The following is a 15207-nucleotide window of genomic DNA, read 5'->3' as shown; positions in this document are numbered from 1 at the left end:
ATTAGCATGCCTTATGGCATATTTTTGTTTAGATTAACTGCTTTCTTTTTTGTTGATTAAATAATGGATTTGATATTTTTTGGTGTTGGCTTAAGTGTTATTTTTATCATTCTTTTACCTTTAGCTTTTTATTTAAAAGCAAAAAAGCTCAGAACGGTTGAAGATATTTTAGAGCATGGAAATCGCTACTATTCCCTAAATATTTTTATGGCGCTTCATGGTTTACTTCATTATGGCAGTGTATTTTTATTTGATTGGTATGCAAAACGGTATAATTTATTAAGTGATAGAAACAAGGTACCAGCTCACGTCTCGAGATTATTTAAAGTATATTTTGTAATTTTTATGCTTTGCGCACTATTAATGTTTTCATCTGTATTATTTGAATAATGGCTTTAGGTGATGGTCAGTGAAATGAGAGCTACTAGCTTACAGAGTCATTCAATATTAAAATTAAAGTACAGTTTAGTCTGTGCTTTAGCTATTGTATCAAGCGTTATTAGCTACTCATCATTAGCATTTACAATGTTAGTTATGCTTTGGCCTTACGATGCTATAAATGAACTTGGGCCTAGGGTTATCGGTTTTTTTATTGGCATATGTGTGTTTATCTTTCTTGGGGCGCTCATATCTACAGGTAGAAGCTGGGTTATTAAAGTTTACCGCTTAGTTGCTGGGTGCTCTATAGCTGTGTCTCTAGTTTATATTTTAGCAAAAAAATGAACGTTTATTTAATGGTTTAGAGCTTTAATTTTTATTTATGATTTTTAATTCATTTATATTGCTACTTTTTAAAAGTAAGTATTTAAAGGTGAGTGTTAATGTTATTAAAAGGCTTAAAAGACGGCAGAAAAAGCAAATGGAGTACTTAAAAAACTTTAGTCACAAAAACAAATGAGAGTAACCCTAATCGGTATTTGTAACGTGTACGACTACTGCAATTTAGTGTTTACATACGCTCCGGTTGAGACCTACAGAGACTAATTTTTGTTAAAGCTACAAAAGCCGTTGCAGCAATGCAACGGCTTTTTTGTGTGTAGTGATTAATGTTAATTATATAAACGTAGGTTGGATAGAGTGAAACTAAACCCAACAAATCACAAATATACTTACTCGTTCACAAACCAAGAGTATGTGTTATTTATTGTGGGCGTTTAGCTTGCTGGCGCGCGGGCCCTAATAGATGTTTGAGATTACTATTACAGATAATGTGAATGCGTCTCGCATCTTTAGAAATTAGAAACCTTATTCAATTTTTTTCTTTGTGGTGACGACAGCTAAAACGGGGCTGCTGTGCCCTCGCTATTCGCGAACTTATTCTTATATTGCGGCACAATACCGAGTTAAACATCGGTCTAATTTAGCCAGATCTTATAATAGAAAGGAATGCTGAAAATACATTTAAATATTACAAAACAGTAATTAGTTATCGTTCTACGATAATTTTAATTGTTTTTTTAGTTTTTGAGTGTCATAGTGATTTTTTAATAGAAGGAATTTAAAATGAAACGCGAGTTACTTACTCTTGCTACTATAGTATTGGTTTTACTGCAAACTGCATGTACAACAATTTCGATTGAAGAGTCAAATTTTCTGAACCCAGATCAAAAAGTACAGGTTACAAAGCTACGTAAAATTGAGAAAACAGCGACAACAGAAGACATAACTATAAATGGGTTTGACGATGTGACGTTGAGTGGCACCTTGATAAAGGTTGATGATGCGCAAGCAACGGTTATTTATTTTGGTGGTAATCAATTTCGTGTAAGCGCCGCTGGAGGTAAACCTGCACAGCAAATACTGCCAATGAATGTAAATATTTTAATGGTTGATCATCGAGGTTACGGTAATAGTGAGGGCACGCCGACAATTGAAAACTTAAAGCGTGATGCATTGTCAGTTTATGATTATGTTGCAGCCCGTACAGATTTAAAAAGCACTCCGACTATTTTACATGGACACTCTTTAGGCAGCATGATTGCAGGGTATGTTGCAAGCGAGCGGCCCGCGGATGCGCTAGTACTTGAAGGAAGTATTACTAATGTAAAGCAAATGACATCGCAACGTATGCCTTGGTTTGTAAAGCCATTTGTAGAGGTTAATTTTAGTGATGAGCTAGCTAGGGTTGATAATTTAAAGGTAGTGGAATCATTTACTGCTCCGCTTTTAATAATTACCGGAGAAGATGATACTCAAACACCTCCTGCTTTAGCTGAAACTTTATACCAACATGCACTTTCAAAGCAAAAGCAATTATATATTGTAAAGGGTAAGCACCATGGTAATGCATTGACTGGTGATAAGTTACAGCTACATTATCAGCGATTAGTAATGCAGTTAAAAGCAAAGAAATCTTAAAATGAAAAGAATAGTAATGATGAGTAACGTAATATTAGCGTTACTTTTTTTGACCCTAACTACTTTATTAATTACCGCCGTTGTATTGCTACTTAATGGCAGTGATGTTTTAAACTTTACTCAAGCTAACGGTACTCACTTGTGGATAGGGCTTGAAGTTACCGGTTCTTGGAAAAGTACTGCAAGCACATTAACGGCAAACAGTTTTAATGCAATGACGTGGTTAGCGTTACCGCAAATGTTGCCATACATTATTGTAAATCTGATTTTAATTCGCTTGTTTATGCTTTACCGTAAAGGATTGTTTTTTAACTTAAAGAATATTCAATGCTTTAAATGGCTTGGTGGCTTATTATTACTGCAATTTATATTTGTGGCTTTTTATCCCGCGTTGTTGGTAACACTGCTCAATATGTTCTCAGGTAGTGAGCTTAAACGAGCTGTAGTGATTCAAGACACCGATATCATAGGCTTTATAGTTGGTCTTATTATTTATGTTATTGCATGGATAATGAAACAGGCGCAACAGCTGCAACAAGAGCAAGAGTTAGTAATTTAATGGCAATAATAATTGATTTAGATGTGATGCTCGCAAAGCGTAAAATGAAGTCGGCAGAGCTTGCCGAAGCAATTGGGATTACCCCACAAAATTTATCTGTATTAAAATCGGGCCGTGCAAAGGCTGTACGATTTACAACGCTTGACGCTATTTGCAAATACTTAGATTGCCAACCTGGTGATATTTTACGCTTTGAAGTTGATATTGACTAAGTCGCATACTGACTAGTAAAAATGCCCCCTTTAGGGTTTGACCCCGTTTCACTTTCCTCTTTTATAACTAATTGTTTAATAGTATCTAATTTAGGATTAGTATTCGGTACTACTTAAAACAATAATAAAATAAGTGCTAGAAATAGCCTTTAAAAAAGAGGTATTCATGGAAGATCTATTTATAGGTTTATTTGCAAATGTCGGCGTTATATTACTTTTAGTTTTGATATTAAGAGCAATTAAAAAAGTTGATTTAAATCTAATGTGGTCTTTGATTTCGTTAGGTATTTTAGTTTGCTACTTTTTTGCTTTGTTTAAAGGTGGAAAGGTTATTCCCTTGGATATGCTTTTTCCTGATATGTCGTGGAATTGGTCTGGAAAAGTAGCGGCAATAATCCTTTGGTTAGTCGTACTATTGGCTTTAGTTAAATTTAAAGCTAACTTTCGTATTGCGGATGCTGGTTTTACTTTTAGGCAAAATGAAAGTTCTATAAAACCCGCTTTTACAGTTATGTGCTTGTTTATCATTTTACAGATAGTTGTATCACTTTTTTGGAGTGGTGAACCTAATTATGATTTAGAAACCTTACTTTATCAGGCAACAATGCCTGGCTTTGATGAAGAGCCAATGTTTAGAGGGATTCTTTTATTTTGTATATCTTTGGCAATCATATCAGAACGCTATAATTTAGGTGGTGCGTCAATTAACACTGCAGGGTTGCTCTTAGTGGTGTTATTTGGACTAGTTCATGGGGTTATGTTTAATGGTGGAGAGTGGCACTTTTCTTTCCACGCTATTTTATTAACAGGCGGCTACGGATTTATTTTACTTTGGCTAAGAGAGCGCACAGGGAGTTTGGTGTTTCCTATTTTAGCCCATAATAGTGTTAACTTTGTTGGGCAGCTAATCTAATTAAAAGTTTAATTTAAGAGAGGTAAAATCTTGTGTAAGTTTTTACCTCCTCACCGGCAGCAGCCAAAAGGGCTCGTTTGCAGGTGACCACTAGTCATTCATGCCTGCAATTTGAGCTCCTTTTATTACCTATGCTTTTAGTGCTTTGTACTGCTAAATTTGCTTTCGAACACTACTCAGCTTGAAAGCATGAGAAGCCCAGTACTTACACTTTAAACTGTTGTACCAATTTTAATAAGTTATTGCCTAGTATTGCCATTTCGTTACTTGCTGTTGATGTTTGCTCAGTTGCAGCTGATGATTGCTCTGTCACTTGTTTAATATTAACAACGTTGCGGCTGATCTCATCTGCAACCACGGCCTGTTGTTCAGCGGCTGAGGCTATTTGCGCGTTCATATCATTAATTGCGCTGCTGTAGTCATTGATTGTTCGCAGGGTTTCACCTGTTTTACTCACTTTTTCAACAACTAAGTCTGTTTGTTGTTGGCTTTTGGTCATTACCTCAATGGCGGTTAATATTCCGGATTGAAACTTATCGATCATTTGTTCTATGTTGGTGGCCGACTCTTTAGTTCGTTGTGCTAAGGTTCTTACTTCATCAGCAACTACTGCAAAACCTCGGCCTTGCTCACCCGCTCTTGCGGCTTCAATGGCGGCATTTAATGCCAATAAGTTTGTTTGTTCAGATACGCCTTTAATAACATCTAATATGGTACTTATATTTTCGCTGTCGGCTTGTAGCTTTTCAATTGCAGAGGCGGATTGATTAATTTCTTTAGTAAGGTTATCAACCGCGTGAACTGTTTCGTTCACCATGCTTTCACCGGCTTTAGCATTATTATTTGAATCACTTGCTGAACTGGCTGCATTTTCTGCGCTATTTGCAACGTCTTGAATTGTTGCATTCATTTGCGTCATCGCGGTGGCAACTTGTTGCGTTTCATCATGCAGCTTTTTAACTGCTGCACTTGTGGTGTTACTAACTATTGAAAGCTCTTCGGAAGTTGATGCAACCTGAGTGGTTTCAGATGCCACTGAGGTTATTGTGGTGCGAATTTTAGCAACAAATTTATTAAATGCGCGGGCAACGTCGCCGGTTTCATCTTTTGATGAATCGTCGACTGTTACGGTTAAATCACCTTCGCCATCGGCAATATCGTTCATTCTACGTGAAAGGCGATTAAGTGCGCCGGTAATTCTCGAAGAGATAAAAATGGCAATAACAATACCTGCGATTAAGCCTGTAAGGGTAATGACAAGCATTAAGCTATATGCAGAGGAGTGCCGTGCTTGAGCTTCTAACTCGTCATTTGCCATATCTTGTTCGATTGCATTTACTAAATTAGCCATTTGAGAAATGGCTAAATCGTTTAGCCTCCTGCCTTCATTTTTAGATAAGACTATTGCTTTGTCGTTTAAATCAGCTCTTGCTAGATCACGAATTTGAAGATTTACCTCAATATATTCATCCCATGTCGCGGCAAATTCATCGAGTAAACGTTTGCCGTTGTCATTGACTAAATTGCGAAGAGTTGCACGTCGCTCTAGCATTTCATCTCGCGTTTGAGCTATGAAGTCGGCGTATTCATCCATGGCTGCTTTTGAGTCTGCCAAAATTATATTTTTTTCAGCTCGAGATACAGCTAAAGCGCCTTGATTGACTCTAGCTGCCAGTTTTACTTTTTCAGCTGAAACATTAATTATTTTACTCATCTGATCATTCATTTTGGAAAGGTTATATATACCAATCCCAGCAGTAACAATTAGCATGATGATTATTAGACTAAAACTCGCTAATAATTTTGCTTTAATTGAAGTGAAACCAATCTGATTTAAATTTGAGATCATTTTTAAATTCCTTTTGGCAGTCCATTTATCGACTTGTATCTTTGAAAAATAACAGGTTCGTTGTAGCACCACTAATTAATAAACTGTAGAACAAAAATTTAATAAATAAAGGTTGGTTTTTAATCAGGTTAATTGTGTTATTTTTGATAGACGAGGGAGTTATGAACTTTATTTATTATAATTCCCCGACTTTAATGATTAATATTTTATAAATAAAAGTGTGATGTTTTGGGTTTTTTTTCTTTTTTTTATTAAATAGTTAGGTTTTTAAGGCTACTTTTTAAATTATCACCGCTTAGGGCTAAACAGTGATAATTGAGAATGAAAAGTCAGCCAGCGAGTAAGGAATTGAGCTGACTGTTTACTCTGCGGCATGGGGTAAAACAAATGAGAGTGTGGCTAAATGCTCGGTTTTATCAAATACATTTAAATTCGTGCTTTTTTCGTCGTAGATCGCGGCTATTACGTTTAAGCCTTGGTTACGCAATGGCAATGTTACCAAGCCGTCATCATTACTAACTATTGCTTCTTGATCTGGATCGTTTACTAAATCATTGATTACTTTAGCACCTTGAACAGCTTTACTATTGAAAGTTATGCGGTAACTAACCATAGCTCCTTTTTGATCTGAAAATTCTTCGCCTACAGGAAGAATTTGCAATTGCTGATTTTTAAGCGCAGGTACTTGGGCAAGCGGGCCACGTAAATGTACTGCGTACTTTTTAGTATGTTCGCTTAATAGTGCATTGGGGATTGCATCTCGACCTTTAGCAAACCATTCACCTTCCTTTGTTTTACTCCACAACCCATTATCGAGCATGCCAGTAACCGCATAAACGGTTTTATCATTTAGCAGCATCATAGGCCCTGACTCAACTAGCTTTACGTTTTGTTGTTGCCAGTTTTTGTTATAGCCAGTAATGCTTTTAATTTTATTTTGTCGTTTTACGGTATCTAAATCTTGTGCGCCTTCGCCATATATAAAGGCCAACTGTGATGAGCGCTCTGCAAACCATATTGCATGAGCCTGTGTTTGTTCGCTGTATGTGCTTGATATTGATGTGACTAATGCCATGCAGGCGAAAGGTAATATTTTCATTTTTTTCTCTAAATTTTAGGAGGTATTTATTTTTCGATGTTGAATACGTTTAATTCAAAAAGAAAAAACAGCCTCTAATAACTTTGTAAAATTTGTTGCTGTAGGGTAGCTCTTTTTATTCTATTTGTATATTATTGCAAATAACAATAATTACCATTTGTATTTCATGTTTATTTAATCGGCTTTACTAAAAAAATTTTAGTAAAAACTTAACCGATTAAGCTTGCGTGATATCTAAGAGATAGAATGAACTTAATAAATCGATACCAAATATCTGCCATATCAATTGCTATAAGTACCATTTTAGCGCCTTCTGTATACGCAGCTTCAGCGTCAGCTAACATAGAGAAAATAGCGGTTACGGGTGTTAGACAAGCTTTTCGTGGCGATGTGCCCTTAAGCGAACAACCACAAAGTATTGAGTTTATATCAGCAGAAAACCTCGATGACGCAGGAGTGACTACACTCACCGATATATTTGATTTAACGCCGAGTATTTCTGAACAAAATGATTTTGGTGGATTGTGGGAAAGCTTTGCAATACGTGGCTTAGTAGGCGATGAGAATATTCCTTCAGGCTTTTTAATTAATGGTTTTTCATCGGGTCGAAGTTTTAGCGGTACCCGCGATACCAGTAATATTGATTATGTAGAAGTGATGAAAGGGCCTGGCTCTGCTCTTTATGGTCGCTCTGAGCCTGGCGGTACTATTAATATCATCACTAAAAAGCCACAGTTTGAAGAACAAGGCTCTTTGAAAGTATCTGCAGGGAGCTGGCAGAGTTATCGCGCTGAAGGTGACTACACTAATGCTATTACCAATGAACTCGCTTTTAGAGTAAATGGTGCAATTGAAGACGGTGAGGGTTTTAGAGACTACCACGAAAATAAAAAAACGGTGATCACACCTTCAATTCTTTGGTTAATATCCGACACAACAAAATTAAATTATGAACTAGAGTATGTTGATCAGAGTGTGACGTTTGACCGTGGCATTGTTGCCCTAGACGGGAAGATAGACGCATTACCTATTGAAACGTTTTTAGGTGAGCCAAGCGATAAACCAACAGAGGTTGATGCGATTTCTCATCAACTGACTTTTGAGCATCAAATAGGGCAATGGTCACTTTTAAATGGGCTTAGCTATAGCGATTCTAAATTTATAAGCGAATCGAGTGATGCTGAACTCGCCCCTAGCAGGCAGGTTTATTTTACTGATGGCGAAACTTTAAGTCGGCAACATAACGAGCGTGATTTTCAAACTAAAAATATTTCAGCCCGCACTGAGCTAAGTGGCAGCGTTACTGCTGCTGGGTTTACCCATCATTTATTAATAGGTGCCGATGCCAGCAAGTTTGATTTTGATAAACTTTGGTATAGATATCGCCCTACGCTTGAGGATACGCGCTATGCCATTAATATGTATAACCCCGTATATGGGCAAACAGCACCCGAAGGCTCACTTTTATTTAACAGCACTGAAGTGCAGCACAGCTACGGGATTTATATTCAAGATCAAATCGACGTCACTGAGCAGTGGAAAGTACAAGTAGGCGGTCGTTATGATTGGTTTGATCAGCAAATAGATAATCATATTAATCAAAGTCAGTCTAAAAGCAATCAGAGTACATTTAGCCCACGAGTAGGCTTAGTGTATGCTTACTCAGACGATATACAGTATTACAGCAGTTACTCTGAAGGTTTTAGGCCAAACAGTGGTTACGATATAAATGGTGATGCATTTGAGCCAGAATCAACAACCTCTATTGAGGCGGGTGTTAAATTTAGCACCGATACCCTAAATGGTAGCTTTACTGTATTTAGCGCCGAAAAAAGCAATATGTTGACTACAGATTTGCAAGCAGGCGTGTCGACGGCGTTAGGCGAGGTAACTAGCGAAGGCGTTGAGTTTGATTTACACGGTTATATTACAGAGCGCACCTCATTTGATTTGGCCTATACCTACACCGATGCAAAAACAGCAAACGACACGGTTAATACAGATTGGTGGGTAAAATTACCAAAAGGTAGCCCTTTACTTAATATTCCTAAACACAGTGCAAATGCACGTATTAAAAGAGAATTGAATGATTTAATCGATTTAAATGCAAGCGTTGGTATAGCTGTTCAGTATGAGGGGGAACGCTTAGGTGAAACCATAGACCCTACGTACTACTTACCTTCGTATACACTGGTGAACCTGTTCGCAACTTACAACGTTAATGAAGATGTGATTGTACAACTGAACATTAATAACGTGCTGGATAAAGAATATTACTCAAATTCTTACTCTGCAATTTGGACTCAACCAGGTGAGCCAGTCAATTATAAACTGAGCTTAAAATATAACTTTTAACTTACCCTTGGGGCAGGCTTAAAGATGCTTGCCCCATCACTTTACTCAGGCTGTGCTTCTGTTCCAAGTAAAGTGTCAATGTAGGCGAGTTCTTCGCTAAAAATACCACTAAAAAATGCATTCTGTTCAATTATTAAGGCGTCATTAGGTTGAGCTTTGTAGCTTTGCTGGCATCTGATAATTTCACGGGTTAACCACGAGCACTCATTGCTTGCAGTGTTTATAGCTGTTTTTAAAAAAGAGGGCCATTTGATTTTTTGTAAATTAAAGCGATAGAGCATTACAGCTATACGCCCATAGGCTTGTTGCTTTTGTGATGGTGGGTTATCACTTGTTACTATCTCACTGTTTAACAGCTTACTGCTAAACAGTGCTTGTTGCAGCGCGACTTGCTGTGGCTTACTTAAAAAAGTCGTTGTCATAATGCGTGAGTAGCCTTGGTTGCAATAGAAAATAGCATTTAGTATTAAAGGCTAAGCAAGGCGTTTTACGACTCAAGCAGCACCGAAAAAATGCAGCAACAGTGATAACAAAGTTGGCCTGACTCTTTACTGAATTATCAAAATACAATTGTAATTGGTTAGATAGTTTTGAAGTGTATTAGCATCAATATTTTAATATTAAGGCAGCCAATAACTGAGTTAGGTAATTGACTAAATAATTATTAAATAGGTTTTTAAAGGAATAAAGATGTTTTTATCATTTTTTAAAAATCTTTTATATTGTCATATCTAATAATTTACTAGGTCAAATCTATCACTCATCCGCAGAGACAGATGTTATTGCTTAAGGTGTTTTATCTGTTGAGTTATCAATCTGCGCTAGGTGTTACTGAGAAATATGAGTTGTATACTTTATTAAGCTGTGGGCGTTATGCAGTAAGCCTTTTAAAGAAACTATGCCCAGATAAAGGGAGTAAATTTTCATTATCTAAACTTACATGTGCAAAAGCAGAACACTATTTTAAACAAGAAAAAAGCTGAGTAGCATCTTGCGTTCAAACCTTTCTTAACCCTCAATACAGACAAAGTTCTCACTAAATCTATCATTGTAAAAATACAGTAATAATGAAAATCAGAACAAGCTGATTGCTTAGTAATTTAATAAAATGATGCTCTGAGGAAAGCTTACATTTGTTGTGTAATTTTTATAGTTTGTATTGGTGAAATATTTTCATTTCTTTCTTACTTATTGATTTTAAAGCTATTTATAGGTGGTCTTTATTTTGCTTGGTTATTGTTTTTTAACCCTATAAAAATATAGCAATCAAAAAATTATTTAAGGAAGAAAAGTTATGGCAGAGTCATTTAAGTATGCAAATAATAAAGGACATGCAGGAGAGCTTCATCAAAAAGCTAATAAAGACCATCCCGTAATGACAACCGCACAAGGTTGCCCTATCAGTGACAATCAAAATTCATTAAAAGCAGGTCAACGCGGACCAGGACTATTGGAAGATCATGTGTTACGAGAAAAGTTGTTTCACTTTGATCACGAGCGAATTCCTGAGCGAGTTGTTCACGCAAGAGGGTATGGTGCACATGGTTACTTTGAAACGTATGATGCTTTAGATGATTTGACTTCTGCTGATATTTTTCAACGTAAAGGTGAAAAAACACCTGTTTTTGCACGCTTTTCAACAGTGGCGGGTAATCAGGGCTCGCCTGATTTAGCACGTGATGTGCGAGGTTTTGCCGTTAAGTTTTATACGCAGGAAGGTAATTGGGATCTGGTAGGCAATAATATCCCAGTTTTTTTCATTCAAGACGCGATGAAGTTTCCCGACCTTATACATAGCGCAAAAGCAGAACCAGATCGTGGTTTTCCACAAGCGCAAACAGCCCACGATAATTTTTGGGATTTTGTAAGTTTGTCGCCAGAATCCATGCACATGGTTATGTGGGCAATGTCAGATAGAGCTATCCCGCGCTCATTAAGGTTTATGGAAGGGTTTGGCGTTCATACTTTTAAGTTTATTAATGCACAAGGTGAAGAAAAATTTGTTAAGTTCCACTGGAAACCTAAAGGCGGTATGCAGTCAGTGGTTTGGAATGAGGCATTGAAATTAAATGGCGCTGATCCTGATTTTCATCGTCGTGATATGTGGGAATCAATTAATAATGGTGACTATCCGGAATGGGAGCTGGGCATTCAAGTATTTGATCAAAAATTTGCTGAAGAGTTCGAGTTCGATGTTTTTGATGCCACTAAACTGATACCCGAAGAGCAAGTACCAGTTAAAGTTATTGGTAAAATGGTACTCAATCGAGTCGTAGACAACTTCTTCGCAGAAACCGAACAGGTTGCATTTTGTACTCAAAATATAGTGCCTGGGCTTGATTTTACTCCCGATCCTTTATTGCAAGGCCGTAATTTTTCTTACCTAGATACACAAACCAAGCGGTTAGGTGGGCCTAATTTCACACAAATTCCTATTAATGCACCAAAATGCCCGATGAGACATTTTCTTCAAGATGGCCACATGGCAATGCAGAACCCCAAAGGCCGGGTTAATTACGAACCTAATTCATTCAGCGGGGGTGAAAACAACCCGCGAGAGTGCCCTGTACACGGATTCAAAAGCTCAGAATCTGAAACTGACGGGGGTAAATTACGCTATCGCTCAGAAACATTTAGTGATCACTATAGCCAAGCGCGCCAATTCTATTTAAGTCAAACTGACATTGAGCAAACGCATATTCAAGATGCTTTGATTTTTGAGTTATCTAAAGTAGAGCATTTACGTATCAGAGAACGCGTGGTTTCTCATCTGTTAAACATTGATAACAAGCTTGCTGAGCAAGTTGCATTGGGTTTAGGTTTACAAACTATGCCAGATGCCGCAGAAGCTGCGCTTGATACCCGTCAAGATTTACCAGTATCTGATGCGCTAAGTATTTTAAAAAATGCGCCAAATACATTTAAAGGCAGGAAGCTTGGTATATTAGTAAGTGATGGTTTTGACGCTGAAACCTTTAATTTATTAACACAAAGCCTTAAAGAGGAAGGTGCAAGTCATGAAGTTATTGCGGCTCAAGTTGGTGGAGCTAAAAACAGTAATGGCGAGGTTGTTGAGGCCGATCAAGTGATTAATGGCGGTCCTTCGGTGCTTTACGACGCAATAGTTCTGCTTACCACTAATGAAGGCGCTAAAAAGTTTGCTGAAATACCGGAGGCGAAAGATTTTGTCAGTGATGCTTATGCACATATGAAGTATATCGGCTTTAGTGATAAAGCAACTCCTTTAATCGAGGCTACGGGTTTAAATGGACAGCTTGATGATGGCTGGTTGGATTTAAATAAAATTTCCGCAAGTGAGTTTGTCTCAAAAATTCGTAATCTTAGGTATTGGAGCCGATAAATCGCATAAATTGGGGCTAGTGAGAACTAGCCCTTGTTATTGATGGCACCGTTTGATTTGAGGATTACAAAAATTTAAAGGAATAAAATGAAACTAATTTATGTCGATGATAACTTGCCGGGTATTACTCGAAAGAGGCATGAAAACCAATGGGTTTATTATGATCCTGCAGGAAAGAAAATACATGATAAAGATGAAATAGAGCGGTTAGACAGTCTCGCTTTTCCCCCCGCATACAAAGATGTATGGTTATGCCCAGAAGAAAATGGGCATATTTTAGCTACTGGCTACGACAACAAAGACCGCAAGCAATACTTTTATCATCCCGAGTTTAGGGAGCAGCAAGAGCTTAAAAAGTTTGAAGCATGTGTTTTATTTGGAAATAAACTGCCTTTGTTAAGAGCAAAACTATCGGAATATTTGCGAGGTAATGAACTTGATTGCCAGCGCACAATTGCAGCCGTTGTACGTTTAATGGACCTTGGAGCTCTGCGCGTTGGTTCTAAAAAAAATGCCAAACATAACAATAGTTTTGGTGCTACGACATTACGTAGCCGGCATGCAAAACTAACGGGTAAAAATATTCGCTTAAAGTATAAAGCAAAATCCGGTAAGCAAAGAGAAGTGAATATAACAGATAAAGTGCTTAGCTCTATCATACAGCAGTTGCAAGATTTGCCTGGGCAGAGCTTATTCCAATATATCGATGAAGGCGAGTGTTGTGATGTTACCTCCAAAGAAGTGAATGAGTTTATTCAAAGTGTTATGGGTGAGCAGTTTAGTGCAAAACATTTTAGAACATGGCGGGCCAGTGTTTTGGCATTTGAAGTCTTATATAAATCAAACGGCCAGCTTTCGCTTAAAGATATGTTAGATAGCGTTTCAAGTAATTTAGGGAATACCCCAGCAATAGCTCGTAATTCATATATTCATCCAAAGTTGATTGAGCTGTGTAAAGGAGGTAAAGAAGCTCTAAAGGACTTTAATAACTTAGACAAACTACCCCGTAAGACTAAGTATCTAAGTCGCTATGAGCGTGGGTTGTTGATATTTTTAGAAGAACAAAGCTAATAACGTTAATCTCTTTGTAATTCTACTCATATTTCAATCGCTTGAGTTATACCTATGTGTGTGAACTTTTTACAACTTCTAGCAACTTTTACTTTAAAACGTAGAGTTCTACTTTGCTTTTTTTATTTATCTTTCTGATTTTAAAGGATTAAAACTTTGGTTTGAATGTTGCTAATTACTAAGCGTACTTTCTTAAACAAATAAAGGAGTTATTATGAGTACTGTTATTACTGGGTTATTCGATAATGCATCACAAGCAACATTAGCCATTTATAGATTAGAAGCTTTAGGTGTAAGTGAGGCGGATATAAGCATTGTTGCTAACGACTCGTATACAAAGGAAGACTTTGCTGTAGATGAAGGTACCAAAGCTTCAGAGGGCGGTTTGCTGGGCGCTGCATCTGGTGGCGTGTTAGCGGCAATTATTGGTGGTTTTACCGCTGTTGGTGCAGTCGCTTCGGGTGGTGCAGGCTTATTAGTCGCAGGTCCTTTGGTTTCAGCACTTGCAGCTGGTGGCGCCGGTGCTGCCGTTGGTGGGACTCTAGGTGCAGCAATCGGCGCATTTATTCCAGAACATGAAATTAAGTATTATGAAGACGCAATTGAGAAGGGTTCAATACTCGTCGGTGTTAAATATAACAGCGATAACAAAAATAGTATTGAAGAAATTCTTGATAATGCTGGTGCAAGCAAGGTTTCAAAAGCGTAATATTTCAGGATGCACTATAAGTATCTAAAAAGTTTAAAGGTGGAACTGCGTTCCATCTTTTTACGCGTTTGATTTTTAAAACTATCTGAGCTTAGTATATTAATCTATATGGAAACCAATGAATTATTTAGCTCACCTTTATTTAGCAAAGCCTACGGCTGATTCTCATTTTGGCAACTTACTGGGAGATTTTGGTGGTCAACGACAGCTAACATACATACCGACAAGTGTTAAAAGTGCGCTAGATAACCATTATTTAGTGGATAAATTTACTGATGCACACCCTTTAGTTAAAGAAGCTAAACAGCTTTTTTCACCCAAGCGCAGGCGCTTTGCAGGCGTGGCTGTTGATGTGGTGTTTGATCATTTTCTGATTCAGCATTGGCAGCAGTTTAATAACCAATCACTGATTGATTTTAAGCAAACCAGTTATGCGCTTTTGGATAAGCGTATACCTGTAATGCCTACACGAATGCAACGTGTAGTAACCAGTATGACACAAAACGATTGGTTTAAAGAGTATGAAAGCGTTGATGGGGTTGGGCGGGCGCTTGATAATATTGCTAAACGGGTTCGCTTTACTAATAATTTTGCAGGCACCGCTGAAGATATAACCCGACATTATAGTGAGCTAGATGGACTGTTTTTAGCGTTTTTCCCTGAGCTAATTGAACACGTTAATGAGTTTAATTTGGAGAGCGCACTAAAGTAGAGTGCGCTT

General features: G+C 37.5%; 13 protein-coding genes. 10 read left to right on the top strand and 3 right to left on the bottom strand.

Annotated features, from left to right (window positions below; all coding sequences use genetic code 11):
* Positions 1-63: 63 nt before the first annotated feature.
* The 5 genes from CWB75_RS13580 (at position 64) to CWB75_RS13560 (ending at position 4042) form a co-directional block, all read left to right on the top strand.
* Entirely contained in the window at positions 64-390 is a 327-nt protein-coding gene (locus CWB75_RS13580) for a hypothetical protein (protein WP_028834407.1), read from the top strand.
* Positions 391-1503: 1113 nt separating this feature from the next.
* Positions 1504-2358, top strand: a complete 855-nt coding sequence (locus CWB75_RS13575) for an alpha/beta hydrolase (protein WP_138570936.1) — start codon at positions 1504-1506, stop codon at positions 2356-2358.
* A 1-nt stretch (position 2359) separates the two neighbouring features.
* Positions 2360-2917, top strand: coding sequence for a DUF2975 domain-containing protein (locus tag CWB75_RS13570; RefSeq protein WP_036949813.1), 558 nt, complete (start codon positions 2360-2362; stop codon positions 2915-2917).
* Positions 2917-3129, top strand: coding sequence for a helix-turn-helix domain-containing protein (locus CWB75_RS13565; protein ID WP_010390771.1), 213 nt, complete (start codon positions 2917-2919; stop codon positions 3127-3129). Before CWB75_RS13570 ends, CWB75_RS13565 begins: the two co-directional genes overlap by 1 nt.
* A 166-nt stretch (positions 3130-3295) precedes the next feature.
* Positions 3296-4042, top strand: coding sequence for a CPBP family glutamic-type intramembrane protease (locus CWB75_RS13560; RefSeq protein ID WP_138570935.1), 747 nt, complete (start codon positions 3296-3298; stop codon positions 4040-4042).
* Between the two features lie 205 nt (positions 4043-4247).
* Here the strand turns inward: CWB75_RS13560 and CWB75_RS13555 are convergent, their stop codons facing one another.
* Complete coding sequence (locus tag CWB75_RS13555; protein WP_138570934.1) at positions 4248-5891, bottom strand: methyl-accepting chemotaxis protein; 1644 nt, start codon at positions 5889-5891, stop codon at positions 4248-4250.
* 361 nt (positions 5892-6252) lie between these two features.
* Positions 6253-6990 carry a DUF4198 domain-containing protein gene (locus CWB75_RS13550; RefSeq protein ID WP_138570933.1) on the bottom strand — a complete coding sequence of 246 codons (738 nt, stop codon included), beginning with the start codon at positions 6988-6990 and terminating at the stop codon, positions 6253-6255.
* Between the two features lie 246 nt (positions 6991-7236).
* Here CWB75_RS13550 and CWB75_RS13545 point away from each other — a divergent pair, with 246 nt between their 5' ends.
* Positions 7237-9345 (top strand): TonB-dependent siderophore receptor, encoded by a 2109-nt coding sequence (locus CWB75_RS13545; RefSeq protein ID WP_138570932.1) that lies wholly within the window; start codon positions 7237-7239, stop codon positions 9343-9345.
* Positions 9346-9386: 41 nt separating this feature from the next.
* On the opposite strand, the gene CWB75_RS13540 is transcribed toward CWB75_RS13545, so the two are convergent.
* Positions 9387-9767, bottom strand: a complete 381-nt coding sequence (locus CWB75_RS13540; RefSeq protein ID WP_138570931.1) for a hypothetical protein — start codon at positions 9765-9767, stop codon at positions 9387-9389.
* A gap of 872 nt (positions 9768-10639) precedes the next feature.
* On the opposite strand from CWB75_RS13540, the gene CWB75_RS13535 reads away from it, so the two are divergent.
* The 4 genes from CWB75_RS13535 (at position 10640) to CWB75_RS13520 (ending at position 15198) form a co-directional block, all read left to right on the top strand.
* On the top strand, positions 10640-12706 hold the full coding sequence (locus CWB75_RS13535; protein ID WP_010390778.1) for a catalase: 2067 nt from the start codon (positions 10640-10642) through the stop codon (positions 12704-12706).
* An 87-nt stretch (positions 12707-12793) separates the two neighbouring features.
* Positions 12794-13777 (top strand): DNA topoisomerase IB, encoded by a 984-nt coding sequence (locus CWB75_RS13530; RefSeq protein WP_138570930.1) that lies wholly within the window; start codon positions 12794-12796, stop codon positions 13775-13777.
* A gap of 214 nt (positions 13778-13991) precedes the next feature.
* Positions 13992-14486, top strand: a complete 495-nt coding sequence (locus CWB75_RS13525) for a general stress protein (RefSeq protein WP_010390780.1) — start codon at positions 13992-13994, stop codon at positions 14484-14486.
* Between the two features lie 118 nt (positions 14487-14604).
* Positions 14605-15198 carry an acyl carrier protein phosphodiesterase gene (locus CWB75_RS13520; RefSeq protein ID WP_109875329.1) on the top strand — a complete coding sequence of 198 codons (594 nt, stop codon included), beginning with the start codon at positions 14605-14607 and terminating at the stop codon, positions 15196-15198.
* The last annotated feature ends 9 nt before the right edge of the window (positions 15199-15207 follow it).

Source organism: Pseudoalteromonas sp. S1608 (assembly GCF_005887265.1).
Lineage (GTDB): Bacteria > Pseudomonadota > Gammaproteobacteria > Enterobacterales > Alteromonadaceae > Pseudoalteromonas > Pseudoalteromonas undina.
Note: the sequence above shows the minus strand (reverse complement) of the source record. Positions and strands in the feature narration are given on the sequence as shown.

Coding starts and splice junctions, on each gene's coding strand:
- CWB75_RS13580 (WP_028834407.1), top strand. CDS start 64: ATGGATTTGATATTTTTTGGTGTTGGCTTAAGTGTTATTTTTATCATT.
- CWB75_RS13575 (WP_138570936.1), top strand. CDS start 1,504: ATGAAACGCGAGTTACTTACTCTTGCTACTATAGTATTGGTTTTACTG.
- CWB75_RS13570 (WP_036949813.1), top strand. CDS start 2,360: ATGAAAAGAATAGTAATGATGAGTAACGTAATATTAGCGTTACTTTTT.
- CWB75_RS13565 (WP_010390771.1), top strand. CDS start 2,917: ATGGCAATAATAATTGATTTAGATGTGATGCTCGCAAAGCGTAAAATG.
- CWB75_RS13560 (WP_138570935.1), top strand. CDS start 3,296: ATGGAAGATCTATTTATAGGTTTATTTGCAAATGTCGGCGTTATATTA.
- CWB75_RS13555 (WP_138570934.1), bottom strand. CDS start 5,891: ATGATCTCAAATTTAAATCAGATTGGTTTCACTTCAATTAAAGCAAAA.
- CWB75_RS13550 (WP_138570933.1), bottom strand. CDS start 6,990: ATGAAAATATTACCTTTCGCCTGCATGGCATTAGTCACATCAATATCA.
- CWB75_RS13545 (WP_138570932.1), top strand. CDS start 7,237: ATGAACTTAATAAATCGATACCAAATATCTGCCATATCAATTGCTATA.
- CWB75_RS13540 (WP_138570931.1), bottom strand. CDS start 9,767: ATGACAACGACTTTTTTAAGTAAGCCACAGCAAGTCGCGCTGCAACAA.
- CWB75_RS13535 (WP_010390778.1), top strand. CDS start 10,640: ATGGCAGAGTCATTTAAGTATGCAAATAATAAAGGACATGCAGGAGAG.
- CWB75_RS13530 (WP_138570930.1), top strand. CDS start 12,794: ATGAAACTAATTTATGTCGATGATAACTTGCCGGGTATTACTCGAAAG.
- CWB75_RS13525 (WP_010390780.1), top strand. CDS start 13,992: ATGAGTACTGTTATTACTGGGTTATTCGATAATGCATCACAAGCAACA.
- CWB75_RS13520 (WP_109875329.1), top strand. CDS start 14,605: ATGAATTATTTAGCTCACCTTTATTTAGCAAAGCCTACGGCTGATTCT.